At 66.7% G+C, this 18,000-nt stretch carries 14 protein-coding genes and 1 pseudogene; 9 read left to right on the top strand and 6 right to left on the bottom strand.

The window, feature by feature from the left end; all coding sequences use genetic code 11:
- Positions 1–121 precede the first annotated feature (121 nt).
- A pseudogene (locus QU595_RS29705) lies at positions 122–724 on the top strand (IS630 family transposase); the annotation flags it as partial.
- 241 nt (positions 725–965) lie between these two features.
- On the opposite strand, the gene QU595_RS29700 reads toward QU595_RS29705, so the two are convergent.
- From QU595_RS29700 to QU595_RS29675, 6 genes are all read right to left on the bottom strand, one after another.
- Positions 966–1,598, bottom strand: coding sequence for a transglutaminase-like cysteine peptidase (locus tag QU595_RS29700; RefSeq protein WP_315928870.1), 633 nt, complete (start codon positions 1,596–1,598; stop codon positions 966–968).
- 141 nt (positions 1,599–1,739) lie between these two features.
- Positions 1,740–2,573, bottom strand: a complete 834-nt coding sequence (locus QU595_RS29695) for an alpha/beta hydrolase (RefSeq protein ID WP_315928868.1) — start codon at positions 2,571–2,573, stop codon at positions 1,740–1,742.
- Between the two features lie 18 nt (positions 2,574–2,591).
- Complete coding sequence (gene kynU / locus QU595_RS29690; RefSeq protein WP_315928866.1) at positions 2,592–3,839, bottom strand: kynureninase; 1,248 nt, start codon at positions 3,837–3,839, stop codon at positions 2,592–2,594.
- An 11-nt stretch (positions 3,840–3,850) separates the two neighbouring features.
- A complete protein-coding gene (locus QU595_RS29685; RefSeq protein ID WP_315928864.1) occupies positions 3,851–4,774 on the bottom strand; it encodes an ABC transporter permease in 924 nt (307 codons plus the stop codon).
- An 8-nt stretch (positions 4,775–4,782) separates the two neighbouring features.
- Positions 4,783–5,562, bottom strand: coding sequence for an ABC transporter ATP-binding protein (locus QU595_RS29680; RefSeq protein WP_315928862.1), 780 nt, complete (start codon positions 5,560–5,562; stop codon positions 4,783–4,785).
- 112 nt (positions 5,563–5,674) lie between these two features.
- A complete protein-coding gene (locus QU595_RS29675; RefSeq protein ID WP_315928860.1) occupies positions 5,675–6,661 on the bottom strand; it encodes an ABC transporter substrate-binding protein in 987 nt (328 codons plus the stop codon).
- A gap of 164 nt (positions 6,662–6,825) precedes the next feature.
- On the opposite strand from QU595_RS29675, the gene QU595_RS29670 reads away from it, so the two are divergent.
- The 8 genes from QU595_RS29670 to QU595_RS29635 all read left to right on the top strand — a co-directional run bounded on the left by QU595_RS29670 (position 6,826) and on the right by QU595_RS29635 (position 17,866).
- On the top strand, positions 6,826–7,569 hold the full coding sequence (locus tag QU595_RS29670) for a GntR family transcriptional regulator (RefSeq protein ID WP_315928857.1): 744 nt from the start codon (positions 6,826–6,828) through the stop codon (positions 7,567–7,569).
- A 207-nt stretch (positions 7,570–7,776) separates the two neighbouring features.
- Positions 7,777–8,790 (top strand): phosphogluconate dehydrogenase (NAD(+)-dependent, decarboxylating), encoded by a 1,014-nt coding sequence (gene gnd, locus QU595_RS29665; RefSeq protein ID WP_315928856.1) that lies wholly within the window; start codon positions 7,777–7,779, stop codon positions 8,788–8,790.
- Positions 8,791–8,812: 22 nt separating this feature from the next.
- Complete coding sequence (zwf, locus tag QU595_RS29660) at positions 8,813–10,192, top strand: glucose-6-phosphate dehydrogenase (protein WP_315928854.1); 1,380 nt, start codon at positions 8,813–8,815, stop codon at positions 10,190–10,192.
- 443 nt (positions 10,193–10,635) lie between these two features.
- Positions 10,636–12,060: a pyridoxal-phosphate dependent enzyme gene (locus QU595_RS29655; RefSeq protein ID WP_315928852.1), complete on the top strand. Its 1,425-nt coding sequence runs from the start codon at positions 10,636–10,638 to the stop codon at positions 12,058–12,060.
- On the top strand, positions 12,057–13,232 hold the full coding sequence (locus tag QU595_RS29650; protein ID WP_315928850.1) for a cystathionine gamma-synthase: 1,176 nt from the start codon (positions 12,057–12,059) through the stop codon (positions 13,230–13,232). Before QU595_RS29655 ends, QU595_RS29650 begins: the two co-directional genes overlap by 4 nt.
- Positions 13,233–13,274: 42 nt before the next feature.
- Positions 13,275–15,839 (top strand): ATP-dependent helicase HrpB, encoded by a 2,565-nt coding sequence (gene hrpB / locus QU595_RS29645; protein ID WP_315928848.1) that lies wholly within the window; start codon positions 13,275–13,277, stop codon positions 15,837–15,839.
- 53 nt (positions 15,840–15,892) lie between these two features.
- On the top strand, positions 15,893–17,224 hold the full coding sequence (locus QU595_RS29640; RefSeq protein ID WP_315928846.1) for an ActS/PrrB/RegB family redox-sensitive histidine kinase: 1,332 nt from the start codon (positions 15,893–15,895) through the stop codon (positions 17,222–17,224).
- 78 nt (positions 17,225–17,302) lie between these two features.
- Complete coding sequence (locus tag QU595_RS29635; RefSeq protein WP_315928844.1) at positions 17,303–17,866, top strand: ActR/PrrA/RegA family redox response regulator transcription factor; 564 nt, start codon at positions 17,303–17,305, stop codon at positions 17,864–17,866.
- Positions 17,867–18,000 lie beyond the last annotated feature (134 nt).

The raw sequence follows: 18,000 nt of genomic DNA, 5'->3' as shown, positions 1-18,000 counted from the left end.
CTGCACAGGTTCTTGCCCAGATCGATCCCCAGGATCACAATGTTCATGGCTCGCTCCTTCCTCTCAAATCAGCACCAGCATCCTAGCCGATGCTTCTCAGGAGGGGCGGGCCATCCCATAAAAGTCCACACACGCACTGGAGCAGGACCGCCCCGACATCCTGAAACGGCGGCGGGACTGGTTCGACGGCCAGTTCGATCTCGACCCGGCGAAGCTGGTCTTCATCGACGAGACCGGCTTGTCCACCAAGATGGCACGGCTGCGAGGACGAGCGCCGCGTGGCGAACGCCGCCGGGCCGGCGTGCCGCATGGCCATTGGAAGACCACCACCTTCACTGGCGCGCTCATGCTGACCGGGATGACCGCGCCCTTCGTCTACGACGGCGCCATGAACGGAAACGTGTTCCTGGCCTATGTCAGCCAAGTGCTGGTTCCCACCCTCGCGCCGGGCGACGTCGTCGTCATGGACAACTTGCCTGCACACAAGGCCGCCGGCGTTCGAGACGCGATCAAGGCGGCCGGCGCGAGCCTGCTCTACCTGCCGCCCTACAGTCTCGACTTCAACCCCATCGAGAACGCCTTCTCCAAGCTCAAGGCACTGCTGCGCGCAAAGGCCGAGCGGACGATCACCGCCTTATGGGACACCGTCGGTTCTCTCGTCGAACTCTTCTCGCCAGCCGAATGCCAGAACTATTTCAAAGCTGCAGGATACGAACCGGATTAAACCGGACGTGCTCTAGTCGAGCCGCGCCCGCGCGTGAAAAGGGATGCGTAAATGATCCGGCTGTGGCCGTTTACTATCGCACTGTCCAGCGCGAAGCCAAGCCAGGCGAGCTACCGCCGCCGGTCGGCACCGTCAGCGTAACAAGCCGGGCGATAAGTCGACCTTGCCATGCACATAGGCGAGGATATCGCGGCGGGGCACGGACTGCCGAGCAATTGGCCGCCAGTGGAGATGGCGGCGGCTATTGCACCGAACCGACCAGCACCGGCTGGCCGCCGCGGATCGAGACCCAGCGGCCGGTGTTGTCGGCCGCCTGCCGCTTGAGGTAGCGGTATGGGGTCTGGTCCCAGAGCCGGACCTTGTCGCTCAGATTGTCGAGCACATAGTCGCCCTTGTCGGTGCGAACGGTCAGCACCGCATGGCCTTCGCCGTCGGGCTTGCGCACCACGGTGACGAGCAGGTCGGCCAGGGAAACACCCATGCGGCCCAGGCGCCGGCGCTTTTCCAGCACGTAGTCCTCGCAGTCGCCAAGACCATCATCGGGATAGGCCCAGACCTCGTCCTTGCCGTAATGCTCGAGATCGCTCATCGGCTTGACGGCGGCGTTCACGCTGGACGTGACCTCGACGAGCATGCGCCGGAACTTGTCGGTCATCTCGGCAGGGGCAAGATCGCGGGGACGGATGTTGCATTCGCCCGGATGCGACTTGCAGAATTCATAGTGGCCAATGGGCTGCGACGTCAGGCCGCCCGTCGCCATGGCGTGCGGGACGTCCGACGCCGTCGCGGGGACCGATACCCATCCGGCGCTGGCAAGGCCAATCACTGATGCAGCGAAGAAGCGCAAACCCAGCGCCACCGGTGAGGAGTCCATGTCCCCGCTCGCCCCTGTTTGTTAACAGAACGTTAAGGGGGATTTCAGCTCCGTGTCAATTCGGCAGGTGAGGCGATCGGCGGTATGGTTACCGCGCACCGGCCGCCAAGCGGCACTTGTGCAACAGGCCGGTCGAAGCGATCACGCCGCGCCGATCAGGCTGCGCGTCAACGCATGGTCCGGATCGGCCAGCCCGTCGACGACGTCGTAATGATGACGATCCGGCTCGACCACCACAGCCGTCGCGGCGCCGAGACCGGTCCAGACATTGGCCAGAAGCGCGTTCTGGCGCACGAACTCCGCGCGCTCCGCACCGCCTGCCCAGCAAGTCAGGCATGTGCCTTGCGCCGGCTCCAGCAGCGCCGGGCTCTCGGCCATCGCCTCGGCCGCGTCGATGCAGAGACGCTCGTTCATGGCCGTGCGCATCAGGGGGCGCAAATCGTGCAGGCCGGAAATGGACAGGACATGGCGCAGCCGCGCGCGGACGGAACCCGCCAGCGGAGAGCCGGCGCAGGCCATGCGGCTGGCCAGGTGACCGCCCGCCGAATGTCCCGTCAGCATCAGCGGTCCTTCGACCAGCACCGCCGCCGCCTCCACAGCCGCAGCAACCTCGCGCACGATGCCGGAAATGCGGATGTCGGGGCAAAGCGTGTAGGAGGGCATGGCGACGGCATAGCCATGGGCAAGCGGCCCGGCAGCAAGATGCGACCATGTGCCCTTGTCGGACTCCAGCCAGTAGCCGCCATGGACGAAGACGACGAGGCCCTTGGCCTCGGCCGCCGGCAGAAACAGGTCGAAGCGGTTGCGGGGCGCCGGCCCGTACGAGATGTCGAGCCGCGCCCGCCCCTCGCCCGAAAGCCGGTCGCGAAAAGCCCGCGCCGGTTCGCTCCAGGCCGCCGGCCAGCGCTCGCCGCCGGCGATGTGGGCGCCGTTGCTGTAGGCGTCGTCCCAGTCAACGATGGAAAAATGCGGCATCCGACCTCGTCCTGCCGTTCAGGTCACCGCGGCACGCACGGCATAGCGCGGATCGCGCCATGCCTCGGTGTCGAGAATTTCTTGCAGGACCGCCACCGCCCGCCAGACGTCGGCGAACCCGTTGTAGAGCGGCGCGAAGCCGAAACGCATTGTGGACGGCGCGCGGAAATCGCCGATGACCCCGCGCGCAATCAGCGCCTGCATCACCGCATAGGCATGCTCGTGGGCGAAGGCGACCTGGCTGCCGCGCCTGGCGCCCTCACGCGGCGTTTCGAGCCGCACCCCATGCCGGCGGCATTTTGCCTCGACTAACGTTATGAACAGGTCGGTCAGCGCGACGCTTTTCTCGCGCAGCACGGCCATGTCCACTTCCTGCCACAAGTCGAGCGCGGCCTTGAGCGCGCGCAACGACAGGATCGGCTGGGTGCCGCATTGGAAACGCCGAATGCCTTCCGCGCCCGCAAATCCGGTCTCGAAGGCGAAGGGCCGGGCATGACCCCACCAGCCGCTCAAGGGCTGGCTCATTCCGGCATGATGGCGGCGGGCGGCGTAGACGAAAGCCGGCGCGCCGGGGCCGCCATTGAGATATTTGTAGGTGCAACCGACGGCGAAATCGACGCTCGCGCCGTCCAGTTCCACCGGCAGCGCGCCGGCGCTGTGGCAAAGATCCCAGACCGCGAGGGCGCCCGCAGCATGTACCTTTGCCGTCAGCGCCGCCATGTCGCGCAGCGTGCCGGTCTTGTAGTTGACATGGTTGACCAGCACGACGGCGGTGTCCGCGTCGATCAGGTTATCGATCCTCTCGGCGTCGACGCCTTCGAGCTTGAGCCGCGTTCCGGGCAGGGTCGAGGCGACGCCTTCCGCCATATAGAGATCGGTCGGGAACGAGCCGGCCTCGGCGACGATGACGTTGCGGCCGGGGCGCAAAGCCAGCGCCGCGTGCAGCGCCTTGTAGACGTTGGCCGAGGTGGTGTCGGCCACCACGGTCTGGCCGGGGGCCGCGCCGACTAGGCGGCCGATGCGGTCGCCAAGCTGAACCGGCAGGTCGAACCAGCCGGCCGTGTTCCAGCTGCGGATCAGGCCTTGCGCCCACTCTTCCGTCGCCGCCTCGCGCAATTCCAGGAAAGCGGTGTGCGGGGCGGGCCCGAGTGAGTTGCCGTCGAGATAGATGACGCCTTCGGGCAGCACGAAGCGGTCGCGGAAGCTGCGCAGCGGGTCGGCCGCATCCTGGCGCTCCGCATCGCGCAGATCGGGCAAGTCGGCCATCGGGATCGCTCCTATTCGCGAAAGCTTTCGCGCGCCATGGACGGCGCGCGGCCGCGCCTGAGGCTCGGCAGCGCCAGCATGGCCAGAACGAACAGGCCGGTGGCGAGCTTGAGATCGGGCGGCGGCATGCCGGCCGCGAGGCACAGCGAGACGAGCTGGTAATAGACGATGGCGCCGACGAAAGGCGCGAGCAACTGGCGCAACACGGTCTGCTTGCCGGTGATGGCCTCGCCGATCATCAGCGCCGCAAGGCCGTTGATGAGGATGCCGATGCCCATATTGACGTCGGCGAAGCCCTGGCTTTGCACCATCAGCGCACCGCCCGTGGCGGTGAAGGCGCTGGCCATGCCGACGCCGCCGATGGTTGCCACCCACACGTTGATGCCCTGCGCTTCCGCCATGTCCGGATTGGCGCCGACGGCACGCATGGCGGTGCCCTTTTCGGTGGTGAAGAACAGGTCGAGGACGAGGAAGACGAGGACCACCGCAATGCCGGCCACGACGATCTTGCTGGCCGGAAAGCCTGCCTGCAGGCCCGGAACCCAGTCGAACACGCTCGACGTTCCGAAAACAGAAAGATTGGAGCGGCCCATGATGCGCAAATTAACGCTGTAAAGCATTGTCATCATCAGGATGCCGGCCAGCAGCGTGTGGATGCGAAAGCGCAGATGGATGAAGGCCGTGCAGCAGCCGGCCGCGAAACCGGCGACCAGCGCCGCCGCAATCGCCGTGAGCGGAGAGGCCCCCGCCGTCAACAGCACGCCGCACACGCAGCCGCCCAGCGGGAAGGCACCCTCGCTGGTGAGGTCCGGGAAGCTCAGCATACGGAACGGGATCATGATGCCGAGCACGACGAAGGACAGGATCAGGCTCTGCGCCAACGTGACCGGAACGAGTTGGACGAAGCTTGCGACGGTGGATTCGATGAAGCCCATTTCTCGCCTCAGCTCGCCAGCAGCATGCGGTCGGTCTTGATCGCGAAGTGGCCGATCAGGTCGGGGACCGTGGTGTAGAGCTTCTCCTCGCCCGAAATCTCCAGCCGCACCCGTCCCGCGTCCAGCATGACCACGCGGTCGCCATAGTCCACGGCATGCTGCATGTTGTGCGTCACCATCAAGGTGGTGAGCTTCAGCGCTTCCACGGCGCGCACGGTGGCCTGCATGACGATGTCGGCGGTGCGCGGATCAAGGGCCGCGGTATGTTCGTCCAGCAGCAGGAGCTCGGGCGAGCCGCCGACAGCCATGATCAGCGACAGGGACTGCCGCTGGCCGCCCGACAACAGCTCGACCTTGGTGTCCAGCCGGTTCTCGAGACCGAGGCCGAGCATGGACAGGCGTTCGCGATAGGCGGCCAGCCGGGCTGCGTTCAGCCCGCGTCTGAAACCGCGGCTCTTGGCCCGCAGATCGGCCAGAAGCATGTTCTCGGCGATGGTCATAGACGCGGCGGTGCCGCGCATCGGGTCCTGGAAGACGCGGGCGAGACGCATCGCCCGCTTGTGGACGGGCACGGCGGTGACGTCGTCGCCATTGAGGCGGATCTGGCCGGAATCCAGCGTCAGCGCGCCGGAGATGGCATTGAGCAAGCTGCTCTTGCCGGCGCCGTTGGAGCCGATGACCACGGCGAAGGCGCCGGTGGGCAGGGAAAGGTCCAGCCCGTCCAGCGCCACCTTCTCGTCGGCCTGGCCTCGATAGAAGACCTTTCGCGCCGACCGGATCTCGAGCATCCGCTTCTCCTGGAGCACTCCCGCAATTTCAGGACGACTGCTTTTGGCCTGAGATCGCTCTATGAAAATGGCGGCGCCGCGGCGCCGCCAGACCGTCACATCCTGGCTTGCCTCAATCGACGAAGCACTTGCAATCGTCCAGGGAGGCCGGGATTTCGATGCCGAACTGCTTCGCCACTTTCTTCGAGATCAGCGGCGAATGGTCCTCATAGGCCGGACGCGACGGCGGGATGCTCTTCGGGTCGGCGCCCTTGAGGATCTTCGCGGCGATCTTGCCGGCATTTTCGCCCACCTGCTCGTAGTTCACGGCGAAGCTCGCCGGCACGACGCCGTCGCGCACGGCGCCGTCGTCGGAATTGACGATGGGGATGCCGGCCTGGCGCGCCGCCGCCGACACTGCGGCGATGGCCGGCTGCAACAGGTTGGACGCCGGCGTATAGATCACGTCGGCCTTGCCGGCCAGCGAGGCGATGCGCTGCTGGATGTCGTTGACATTGTCGACGCCGACTTCCACCACCTCGAAGCCGGCGCCGGGCGCGGCTTCCTTGACCTTCTCGAGCAGGGCCACGTCATTCGCCTCACCCGGATTGTAGGGAATGCCGAAGCGCTTGGCGTTGGGCAGCAGCTTCTTGGCGAAGGTCATGACGGCCGCCACATCCTGAAGGTCGCTGGCGCCGGTGATGCCGTCGCCGCCGGATTCCCATGACGGCACGAGCTTGGCCGCGACCGGATCGGTGACGGCGGAGAAGACGATCGGGATGCCCGAACCGGCCAGCGCCTTCTGGGCGATCTGCGAGACCGGCGTGGTGACCGTATAGATCAGCTTCGGATTCTCGGCCTGCAGCTTGGCGATCATCTGCGGCACCAGCGAGGCGTCGAAATTGGTGTGGCTCTCGGTGTAGACCACATCCTTGCCCTCGACGAAGCCGTTGTCGGCCAGCGCCTTCTTGAAGCCCTTGATCGAGGCGTTGAGCTGCGGATGCTCGCCGAAATTGGCGATGCCGACCTTGATCGGATCCGCTACCGCCGAGACGATGCCGGCGACCAGCGATCCCGCCACCACCAGGCCGGACAGCCAGCCGGTCTTGGAGCTGAACATGAATTTCCCCCTCCCAGAAATCGAAACTGCCGCATCCTTGACGGCAGGCAGGCCGGATCATAGCCGCGCCGTCGGAAGCTTGTCAAAGCAATATATATCAGAATGGACTTAGGCCGGTTTCATATATAATTTCGGGCGAACTGCGGCGACCAGCGGGGCGAACCTTGAGCAAGACGGACGAGGCCTATGCGCTGCTCAGGCGGGACATCCTCGCGGCCCGGCTGCGGCCCGGCCAGCCGCTGAAGCTCGGCGCGCTCAGCGAAACCTACGGCGTCGGCTGGACGCCCCTGCGCGAGGCCCTGTCGCGGCTGGAGGCGGAACGGCTCGTCACCCTGGCCAGCAATCGCGGCTTCGCGGTCGCGCCCGTCTCGCGCGCCGAACTCGAGGATCTGACCCATGCGCGGCTGGTGGTGGAACTGCCGCTGCTGCTGGAATCGATGGAACGCGGCGGCGCAGACTGGGAATCGGCGGTCGTGACCGCGCATTACCGGCTGTCGCGCTGCAAGATCGCGCCCGACGACAGTTCGGATGCGGCCATGGACGAATGGGACGAGAAGCATGCCGCCTTCCATGCCGCGCTGCTTTCGGCGGCCGCTTCGGGCTGGCTGCTGCGTTTCCAGACCACCATTTCCGACCAGTTGCGCCGCCATCACCGCCATCTCAGCCTGATGCCGGCGATCCGCGCCGCCAACGGCCAGCAGGACGGCAACGCGCAGACGATGGCGGCGCTGCGCCAGGCCATGGCCATAGAACATCACACGCGCCTGATGGAGGCGGCCCTGGAACGCGACATGGCGAGGGCGCGGGACCTGTTGCGCGAGCACATCGGCTACACCATGCATGTCTACGTCCACGCGGAAGACACCTTGCCCCGCCGCATGCGCAGGCGCGCGGCCAATGGCGGCTAGCAGGCCGGCCCGAGCGCCAGCGATTTATGCACCCATTTCGTCTATCTCGACCTGCGCGATGCAACGTCGGAGGCACCGATTGCGTTCACGTTTTTCTGGCCTGAGGCCGGACATTGGGAGAATGTAGGTTTCAGCGTCGGCGTCGATCCGCCCTGCGGGCACTGATCGCGCACATATCTTCGGCTTCGTTCAGGACAGGATCACGACATGCAGATCGGAATGATGGGACTGGGCAGGATGGGCGCCAACATGGTCAGGCGCCTGCTGAGGGCCGGCCATGAATGCGTCGTCTACGACATAAACCCGCAAAGCGTCGCGGCGCTCGTCGGCGAAGGCGCCACCGGCGCAGCCTCAATGGAGGAGTTCGCCGCCAAGCTGACGAAACCGCGCGCCGCCTGGCTCATGCTGCCGGCCGCGATCACCGGCAGGATTGTCGATCAGCTTGCCGGGTTGATGGAAGCGGGCGACGCCATCATCGACGGCGGCAATTCCAACTATCGCGACGCGGTGGACCAGGCCGCGAAACTCGCCGGCAGGAAGATCGACTATGTCGATGTCGGCACCAGCGGCGGTGTCTGGGGCCTCGACCGCGGCTACTGCCTGATGATCGGCGGCCCGGACGCGGCGGTGAAGCGGCTCGATCCGATCTTCGCGACCCTCGCGCCGGGCGCCGACGCCGGCGCAAAGCCGGACAGGGCGGCAGGAACCGCGCCTTTCGGCTATCTGCATTGCGGCCCGAGCGGCGCCGGCCACTTCGTCAAGATGGTGCACAACGGCATCGAATACGGCGTCATGGCCGCCTATGCCGAGGGCATGAACATCCTGAAGTCGGCCAACGCCGGCAAGGAGACGCGTGCGGCGGACGCCGAGACGACGCCGCTGGAGGAGCCTCGCTACTATCAGTTCGACATCGACCTGCCGGCCGTCGCGGAAGTCTGGCGCCACGGCTCCGTCATCGGCTCGTGGCTGCTCGACCTGACCGCCGGCGTGCTCAAGCAAGACCCCGCGCTTTCGCAGTTCGGCGGCCGCGTCTCCGATTCCGGCGAGGGACGCTGGACGCTGAAGGCTGCCATCGACACCGGGGTGCCGGCGCCGGTGCTCGCCTCCGCCCTGTTCGACCGCTTCGCCTCGCGCGGCGAGGCGGAATTCGCCGACAAGCTGCTTTCGGCGATGCGCTTCGCCTTCGGCGGCCATGTCGAGAAGCCGAAGGACGGCGCCTGAGACAATCCGGAGAGGGACGATCATGAGCGAAGAACGATCCGATGTGCTGGTGCTGTTCGGCGCGACCGGCGACCTGGCACACAAGAAGATATTCCCCGCCCTCTACGACATGGTGGCGCGCGGCACGCTGAAGGAGCCGGTGGTGGGCGTGGCGCTGGAGGACTGGGACGCGAAGAAGCTGGCGGACCGCGCCCATGACGGCATCAAGACGGCAGTTGGCAGGGTGGACGAGAAGGTGTTCGCCAAGCTTGCCTCGCTGCTGCGCTACGTCAGCGGCGACTACCGCAGCCAGGACACCTTCGACAAGCTCAAGGAGGCGCTCGACGGGTACCGGCACCCGCTCTACTATCTGGCCGTGCCCCCCTCCATGTTCGAGCCGGTGGTGCAGGGCCTGGAACAGTCAGGCGGGGCGCAGGGCGCGCGCCTGATGGTCGAAAAACCCTTCGGCCGCGACCTGCAATCGGCGCGGTGGCTGAACCGGGTGCTGCATCTGGTGTTCGAGGAGAAGTCGATCTTCCGCATCGACCACTATCTCGGCAAGGAAGCGATCCAGAACCTGCTCTATTTCCGCTTCGCCAACTCCTTCCTGGAGCCGATCTGGAACCGCAACTATGTCGAGAGCGTGCAGATCACCATGGCCGAGGATTTCGGCGTCGAAGGGCGCGGCAAGTTCTACGACGAGGTCGGCTGCATCCGCGACGTCATCGAGAACCATCTGCTCAATATCCTGCTGCTCCTGGCCATGGAACCTCCCACCGGCCGCACCGCCGACGACCTGATCGACGAGAAGGTGCAGGTATTGAAGGCCATCCGCACGCTGACGACGGACGACGTGGTGCGCGGCCAGTTTGCCGGCTACAAAAAGGAACCCGGCGTGGCGCCCAACTCGGCCGTGGAGACCTTCGCCGCCGTGCGCTTCATGGTCGACACCTGGCGCTGGCAGGGCGTTCCCTTCTATATCCGCGCGGGCAAGTGCCTGCCTGTCCATGCCACCGAGGTGATGGTGCGGTTCAAGCGCCCGCCGCTCGCCGTGTTCGACGGCTTCAAGGGCGATCAGGCCAATTATGTGCGCTTCCGCATCGCTCCCGAAGTGGCGATCGGCATCGGCGCGCGCCGCAAGGCCGCAGGCGACGGGATGGTCGGCGAACAGGTGGAACTGAGCGCTCTGGACGAGGAGACCAGCGGCGACATGGAACCGTATGAGCGCCTGATCGGCGACGCGATGAACGGCAACGCCCAGCTCTTCACCCGTCAGGACGCTTCCGAGATCGCCTGGCGCATCGTCGGTCCCGTGCTGGACGACAAGACCCCGCCCCCCGTCTACAAGCCCGGCACGTGGGGGCCCGCCGAGGCAATGGCGGATTTCGCGCCGCCGAACGGCTGGTCCGATCCGGGCAAATGAGGAGACGATGCCGAAGTCCGACCTGGTCGAACGCCTGTGCGCGGCCCTGATGGTTGACTAGTCCTTGTCGGCCGGCGGCAACGTCGAGAAACTGGACGCCTCGGCAGCCGGACCACGCGCAGTGGCAACGACAACATTTTAGGACGGCTTCCGCCTCCGGCAGGACAGTTCACCAGCGGTGCAGGACAGGCACCGTAAAACCGCACGCCTACTTTTCCCGCCGCCGCGCCGCTCCATATCTGCTTCAGGGCCAGCCTTCAGCAACTCGCCCGCCTTCGACAGGAATTTCGCGGTTCGTGCGGTCGCACGCGATCGCTTCAGGAATGTCATTCCCGCAAGGAGGAAAGAATGAAAAATTCTTCCTTCGACAACATGGCCGCCGGTCTGCGATCAGTGCGCGTGGCGGCTCGCCAGAGTGCGAACCGCAGGCAGGGAGATTTCCGATGAACGCCAGCGCAGGTGCGAAGCCGCATGCCGGTGCGAACCGGCTGAACCCGCCCTTCTCCTCCGTGCTCGACCTGATCGGCGACACCCCGATCGTCGAGTTGAAGAAGTTCGACACCGGCAAGTGCCGGCTGTTCGTCAAGCTGGAAAGCCAGAACCCCGGCGGCTCCATCAAGGACCGCATCGCCCGCTCGATGATCGACGCGGCCGAGCGCGACGGCGGGCTGAAGCCGGGCGGCGTGATCGTCGAGGCCACGGCCGGCAACACCGGCCTCGGTCTCGCCCAGGTCGGCATTCCGAAAGGCTACCGCATCGTGCTGATCGTGCCCGACAAGATGTCGCGCGAAAAGGTGCAGCACCTGCGCGCGCTGGGCGCGGAGGTACGGCTGACCCGTTCCGATGTCGGCAAGGGCCATCCCGAATATTACCAGGACATGGCGGAGAAACTCGCCGCCGAGACGCCCGGCGCCTTCTACGTCAACCAGTTCGCCAATCCGGCCAACCCGCTGGCGCACGAGACCACCACCGGCCCTGAGATCTGGAAGCAGCTTGAAGGCAATGTGGACGCCGTGGTGGTGGGCGTCGGCTCCGGCGGCACGCTGACGGGACTTGGCCGCTTCTTCGCGAAGGTCTCGCCCGGAACCGAGATGGTGCTGGCCGATCCGGCCGGGTCGGTGCTCGCACCTCTGGTCAAGACCGGCAGGCTGGAGGAGGCCGGAAGCTGGACCGTGGAAGGGATCGGCGAGGATTTCGTCCCGCCCAATGCCGACCTTTCGCTGGTGAAGAAGGCCTATTCGGTTTCGGACCGTCATTCGATGCTGGCCGTGCGCGATCTGCTGTCGCGCGAAGGCATATTGGCCGGCTCCTCGTCAGGCACGCTGCTTGCGGCGGCGTTGCGCTACTGCAAGGAGCAGAAGACGCCCAAGCGCGTCGTCACTTTCGTGTGCGATTCCGGCAACAAATATCTTTCCAAGGTGTTCGACGATTTCTGGCTGGCCGAGCAGGGTCTCGCCGAAGTCGAGCAGCACGGCGATCTCTCCGACCTGGTCGCACGCTCGCACCGCGAGGGCGGCACCGTCTTCGTCGGGCCGGACGACACGCTGCTCACCGCCTATGGCCGCATGCGGCGCGGCGACGTCTCGCAGCTTCCGGTGCTGGAGGACGGCAGGCTGGTCGGCATCATCGACGAAAGCGACATTCTGGCGAAGGTGGACGGCGCCTATGACGGGCGCTGGACGCGCTTCGAGGCGCCGGTGCGCTCGGCCATGAGTTCGGAGTTGCACACGCTGCAGGCCAGCCAGACGCTCGAGGCGCTGCTGCCCGTCTTCGACCGCAACGAGGTGGCGATCGTCTTCGACGGCGACGAATTCATCGGCCTCATCACCCGCATCGACCTCATCAACCATCTCAGGCGCACCAGATGACCGAACTGCAACGGGGCCGCAACCGGCTGGCGTTTTCCACCCGCACCATCCATGGCGGCCAGAGCCACGACCCAACCACGGGCGCGGTGATGGTGCCGATCTACGCCACCTCCACCTATGCCCAGCAATCGCCGGGCGTGCACAAGGGCTTCGAATACGCCCGCAGCCAGAACCCGACCCGCTTCGCCTTCGAACGTGCGTTGGCGGACCTGGAAAGCGGCACTGCCGCCTTCGCCTATGCCTCGGGGCTCGCGGCCATCGCCAACATCTTCGAACTGCTCGACGCCGGCGCCCATATCGTGGCGACCGACGACATCTATGGCGGCACCTTCCGGCTGCTGGAGCGGGTGCGCAAGCGCTCGGCCGGCCTGCAGGTCAGCTTCGTGGACTTCACCGAGCTCGCCGCCGTCGAAGCCGCGATCCGGCCCGAGACGAAGCTGTTGTGGGTGGAGACGCCGACCAACCCGCTGCTGCGCGTGGTGGACCTCGCTGCCGTCGCGGCGCTGGCGAAGCGCAAGGATGTGATCGCCGTCGCCGACAATACTTTCTGCAGCCCCTATATCCAACGCCCGCTGGAACTCGGCATCGACCTCGTCGTGCACTCGACCACCAAATACCTGAACGGCCATTCCGACATGGTGGGCGGCGTGGTGGCTGTGGGCGACAACGTCGACCTGCGCGACCGGCTGAAGTTCCTGCAGAACGCGGTGGGCGCGATTTCGGGACCGTTCGATTCCTTCCTGGCCCTGCGCGGCCTGAAGACGCTGGCGCTGCGCATGGAGCGGCATTCGGCCAACGGGCTGAAGATCGCGCGCTGGCTGGAAACGCGTCCGGACGTGCGGCGCGTCATCTATCCGGGCCTGGAAAGCCATCCGCAACATGCGGTGGCCAAGCGGCAGATGCACGGCTTCGGCGGCATGATCTCGGTTGAACTGGATCGCGACCTTGCCGGCACGAAGCGTTTCCTCGAGCACACGCGCCTGTTCGCGCTGGCCGAAAGCCTCGGCGGCGTCGAGAGCCTGATCGAGCATCCGGCGCTGATGACGCACGGCTCGATCCCGGCGGAAAAGCGCGCGGCGACCGGCATTTCCGACTCGCTGGTGAGGCTGTCGGCCGGCATCGAGGATGCGGACGACCTCATCGCCGATCTGGAGCAGGCATTGTCCGCCTGATCCAGATTTGCCCGCCATCGGCAGCGCTGCTATGCGGTCGCCATGCGTGCGAAAGACCTCCCGGAATTGCCCGCCACCGCCGTCCTGCCGGCGGTTGCCGAAGCCTTGGCAGACAAGGGCAGCGCCGTGCTGGTGGCCCCGCCCGGCGCCGGCAAGACGACGCTCGTCCCACTTTTCCTGCTGGACGCGCCGTGGCTGGGCGACGGCAGGATCGTCCTTCTCGAGCCGCGCCGGCTTGCCGCCCGCGCCGCCGCGCGCCGGATGGCGGCTCTGCTCGGCGAGGAAGTGGGCGGCACGGTAGGCTACGCCATGCGGATGGAAAACCGCACGTCGGCGCGCACGAAGGTCCTCGTCGTCACCGAAGGCGTTCTTTCGCGCATGATTCTGGACGATCCCGAACTGCCGGGTGTTGCCGCCGTGATCTTCGACGAGTTCCACGAGCGCTCGCTGGACGGCGATTTCGGCCTGGCGCTGGCGCTCGACGTGCAGGGCGCGCTCCGCACCGACCTGCGGCTTCTGGTCATGTCGGCGACGCTGGACGGCGCGCGCGTGTCGAAACTTCTGTCCGGCGCGCCGGTGATCGAAAGCGAGGGCCGCAGCTTTCCGGTCGATATCCGCTATCGGGAGCGCACGCCAGGCGAACCGGTCGAGGACGCGATGGCCAAGGCCATCCGCGGCGCGCTCGCCGACGAGGCCGGCTCCATCCTCGCCTTCCTGCCGGGCCAGCGCGAGATCGAGCGCACCGCCGAACGTCTGGAAGGGCGTGTCGGCGCCGACATCGATATCGTGCCGCTCTACGGCATGCTGGACGGCAAGGCGCAGGACGCCGGCATCCGCCCCGCGCCGCCCGGCCGGCGCAAAGTGGTGCTGGCCACCTCTATCGCCGAAACCTCCATCACCATCGACGGGGTGCGGGTCGTCATCGACAGCGGTCTTTCGCGGCTGCCGAAATACGAACCGTCTTCAGGGCTGACCCGCCTAGAAACCGTGCGCACGTCGAAGGCGTCCGCCGACCAGCGCGCCGGCCGGGCCGGCCGCACGCAGCCTGGCGCCGCCATTCGGCTGTGGCGCGCCGAACAGACGGCCGCATTGCCGGCCTTCACCCCGCCGGAAATCCTGGAGGCGGACCTGTCCGGCCTCGTGCTGGATTGCGCAGCTTTCGGCGTGGCCGATCCGACGAGCCTTTCCTTCCTCGACCCACCGCCCGTCCCGGCGCTCGCGGAGGCGAAGACGCTGCTGTCGTCGCTTCACGCCATAGATGCGAGCGGACGTCTCACCGGAGGCGGAGCCGCCATGCGCAGGCTGGCGCTGCCCGTGCGGCTCGCGCATATGGTGGCGGAGGCCGCAAAGAGCGGACATCAGCGGCAGGCGGCCGAGCTTGCCATGCTGCTCACCGAACGAGGGTTGGGCGGCGATGCCATCGACCTGGAACGCCGCATGATGCGCTTCCGGTCGGAGCGCTCGCCGCGCGCCAACGCAGCGCGCCAACTGGCGGAACGGCTGGCGCGGGCCTTGCCCTCCCCCTTGCGGGAAGGGTCGGACCAAGGGCTCGGAGTGGGGGATGCCACAGACAAGGCGCCGCCTAACATGCCCCCACCCCGATCCGCTGCGCGGATCGATCTTCCCCACAAGGAGGAGGGCGTGGGCAGCGGCGCGCTGCTTCTTCATGCCTGGCCGGACCGTGTCGCCAAGGCGCGCGGCGAGCGCGGACGCTTCGTGCTCGCCAATGGCTCGGGCGCCATGCTGGACGCAGCCGATCCGCTCGCGGGCGAACCCTATCTCGTCGTCGCCGACATACAGGGCAAGGCGCAGAACGCCCGCATAACCGCCGCCGCTCCGGTGGAAGAGGCCGACATTCGGGAAACACTTGCGGAGCGGTTGGAAACCCGCCGCGAGGCTACCTTCGACCGGGAAAAGCGAGCCGTGCGCGTGCGCGAGACGGTGCGGCTTGGCGCCGTGACGTTGAGCGAGCGCATGCTGCCCGCCCCCACCGGCGACGAGGCCAACGCGGCCTTGATCGCAGCGTTGCGCGCGCACGGGCTTTCGCTGTTGTCGTGGAGCAAGGAGGCCGAAACGCTGCGCCATCGGCTGGACTGGCTGCATCGCGGGCTCGGCTCGCCCTGGCCGGACGTGTCCGAGGCGGCGCTGCTCGCGCGGCTGGAGGACTGGCTGCTGCCGTTCCTCACCGGCGAATCCTCCTTGGCGGCGATCGCCCCGGCCACGCTGGTTTCGGCGCTGACCTCGCTGGTGCCGCACGACCTCCAGCGCCGCATCGAAACGCTGGCGCCGACCCATTTCGACGCGCCCTCGGGCAGCCGCGCGCCTATCCGCTACGACGGCGAGGCGCCGGTGCTGGCGATCCGCGTGCAGGAGCTGTTCGGTCTCGACCGCCATCCATCCATCGCCGCCGGCACGGTGCCGCTCACGCTGGAACTGCTTTCGCCCGCGCATCGCCCGATCCAGACCACGCGCGACCTGCCGGGCTTCTGGCGCGGATCGTGGGCCGACGTGCGCACGGACATGCGCGGCCGCTATCCCAGGCACGTCTGGCCGGAAAACCCGCTGCTGGCGACGGCCACGAACCGGGCCAAGCCGCGCGGAACTTGAGAGCTGCCAAGCCCGCTCTAGCCTCAAAACACGCGCGGGAGTAAAGCATCGCCATGATCACTTTCCAGCGCCTGCCCGAAGTCCAGCAGAGCCACAGGCTGCGGCTCAACACGCTGATCCGCCTGCGCTGGCTGGCCATCATCGGCCAGAGCCTCGCCGTGCTGGTCGTGGCCTACGGGCTGCAGTTTCCGATGCTCGTCGGCCCCTGCTTCGCGCTGATCGCCTGCTCGGCCTGGATGAACCTCTTCCTCGCCTTCCGCTATCCGGCCGCGCATCGGCTCAAACCCTGGGCCGCCATGGGCATATTGGTCTTCGACAGCCTGCAACTCACAGGGCTTTTGTTCATGACCGGCGGCCTGACCAATCCGTTCTCGCTGCTGCTCACGGTGCCGGTGGTGATTTCGGCGACGTCGCTGCCGCTGGTGCTGACCGCCCTGCTCGGCGTGATGGTGATGGCGGCGGCGTCCTTCCTCGCCTTCTATCATTTGCCGCTGCCCTGGTATTCCGGCATGGAACTCGCCATGCCTTTCATCTATGTCGGCGGCATATGGATGGCGGTGCTGTCCTCCATCGCCTTCACCGGCATCTACGCCTTCCGTGTCGCCAAGGAGGCGCGGCTGCTCGCCAACGCGCTGGCCGCCACCGAACTGGTGTTGCAGCGCGAGCAGCATCTTTCCGCGCTCGACGGACTTGCGGCTGCCGCCGCGCATGAATTGGGCACGCCGCTCGCCACCATCACGCTGGTGGCGCGCGAGATGGAGAAGGCGCTCGGAGACGACCCGAAATACCGCGACGACGTCACCCTGCTGCGCTCGCAAAGCGAACGCTGCCGCGAGATCCTCAAGCGGCTGACCAGCCTGTCCTCCGAGGGAGAAGCGCACCTTGCCCGCCTGCCGCTGACGTCGCTGGTGGAGGAGGTGATCGCGCCGCATCGCGATTTCGGCATCCAGATCAAGCTTTACGCGGGCAAATGCGAAGGTCCCGAGCCGGTGGGCCGCCGCAATGCCGGCGTCATCTACGGTCTTGGCAATCTGGTCGAGAACGCCGTCGATTTCGCCCGCAGCTCCGTTACCGTGCGCTGGGTTTGGGACGAGCACAATGTCTCCTTCACCATCATGGACGACGGGCCGGGCTTCCCGCCCGAAATCCTGGACCGCATCGGCGAGCCATACATGTCGACGCGGCAGGATGCCGGACGCGGCGGCGGGCTGGGGCTTGGCATGTTCATCGCCAAGACGCTTCTGGAGCGCTCCGGCGCCAGCCTCGAGTTCCGCAATTCAAGCGGCCCCGGCGAAGGCGCGATCGTCAACGTTGCGTGGCCGCGCGAAGTCTTTCTCAATCCGGAAGCGGCCGCGAGAATGTCCATCGACACGGCCTGGGCCTGACATGTTGCACAAGAATTGCACAATATGGCTGAATGGCTATATCTGGACCATGAGTTCTACAGCAAGGATCCTGGCAAAATGAGCGGCGAAGAGGCCGGCATCGGCATGGTGACGGGGGACGACACCTCGCTGCTGATCGTGGAAGACGACAAGCCCTTTCTCACCCGGCTGGCCCGCGCCATGGAAGCGAGGGGCTTCATGGTGGAGACGGCCGAGAGCGTTGCGGAAGCCGTCGGCAAGGCGCGCGCCAATCCTCCCGCCTACGCGGTGGTCGACATGCGGCTCGGCGACGGCAACGGGCTGGACGTAGTGGCCGCCATACGCGAGAAGCGGGCGGACGCGCGCACCATCATCCTGACCGGCTACGGCAACATCGCAACCGCGGTGACGGCGGTGAAGCTCGGCGCGGTGGACTATCTTTCCAAGCCCGCCGACGCCGACGACATTTTCGCGGCGCTGACGCGCACCACCGGCGAGCGCGCCGCGCCGCCGGAAAACCCGATGTCGGCCGACCGCGTGCGCTGGGAACATATCCAGCGCGTCTACGAGATGTGCGAACGCAACGTTTCCGAGACGGCGCGCCGGCTGAACATGCATCGGCGCACGCTGCAACGCATCCTGGCCAAGCGCGCGCCGCGGTAACTCAGCGCTCTACCGATCGCCCCGGCGACGGCATCCTCGCTCCATGAGCGGGCCTGCTGCCATGCCTGCCGCCGCCGAACGCTGGTAGATCGCCATGGGAACCGGTTTCGGGACAACGACACGCCAGAAAACAA

The organism is Mesorhizobium sp. SP-1A, assembly GCF_032460275.1.
Classification (GTDB): domain Bacteria; phylum Pseudomonadota; class Alphaproteobacteria; order Rhizobiales; family Rhizobiaceae; genus Mesorhizobium.
This window is presented reverse-complemented; position numbering and strand designations above follow the sequence as displayed.

Excerpts from the sequence above, each read along its gene's own strand:
- QU595_RS29700 (WP_315928870.1), bottom strand. The coding sequence starts at position 1,598 with ATGGACTCCTCACCGGTGGCGCTGGGTTTGCGCTTCTTCGCTGCATCA.
- QU595_RS29695 (WP_315928868.1), bottom strand. The coding sequence starts at position 2,573 with ATGCCGCATTTTTCCATCGTTGACTGGGACGACGCCTACAGCAACGGC.
- kynU (WP_315928866.1), bottom strand. The coding sequence starts at position 3,839 with ATGGCCGACTTGCCCGATCTGCGCGATGCGGAGCGCCAGGATGCGGCC.
- QU595_RS29685 (WP_315928864.1), bottom strand. The coding sequence starts at position 4,774 with ATGGGCTTCATCGAATCCACCGTCGCAAGCTTCGTCCAACTCGTTCCG.
- QU595_RS29680 (WP_315928862.1), bottom strand. The coding sequence starts at position 5,562 with ATGCTCGAGATCCGGTCGGCGCGAAAGGTCTTCTATCGAGGCCAGGCC.
- QU595_RS29675 (WP_315928860.1), bottom strand. The coding sequence starts at position 6,661 with ATGTTCAGCTCCAAGACCGGCTGGCTGTCCGGCCTGGTGGTGGCGGGA.
- gnd (WP_315928856.1), top strand. The coding sequence starts at position 7,777 with ATGCAGATCGGAATGATGGGACTGGGCAGGATGGGCGCCAACATGGTC.
- zwf (WP_315928854.1), top strand. The coding sequence starts at position 8,813 with ATGAGCGAAGAACGATCCGATGTGCTGGTGCTGTTCGGCGCGACCGGC.
- QU595_RS29655 (WP_315928852.1), top strand. The coding sequence starts at position 10,636 with ATGAACGCCAGCGCAGGTGCGAAGCCGCATGCCGGTGCGAACCGGCTG.
- QU595_RS29650 (WP_315928850.1), top strand. The coding sequence starts at position 12,057 with ATGACCGAACTGCAACGGGGCCGCAACCGGCTGGCGTTTTCCACCCGC.
- hrpB (WP_315928848.1), top strand. The coding sequence starts at position 13,275 with ATGCGTGCGAAAGACCTCCCGGAATTGCCCGCCACCGCCGTCCTGCCG.
- QU595_RS29640 (WP_315928846.1), top strand. The coding sequence starts at position 15,893 with ATGATCACTTTCCAGCGCCTGCCCGAAGTCCAGCAGAGCCACAGGCTG.
- QU595_RS29635 (WP_315928844.1), top strand. The coding sequence starts at position 17,303 with ATGAGCGGCGAAGAGGCCGGCATCGGCATGGTGACGGGGGACGACACC.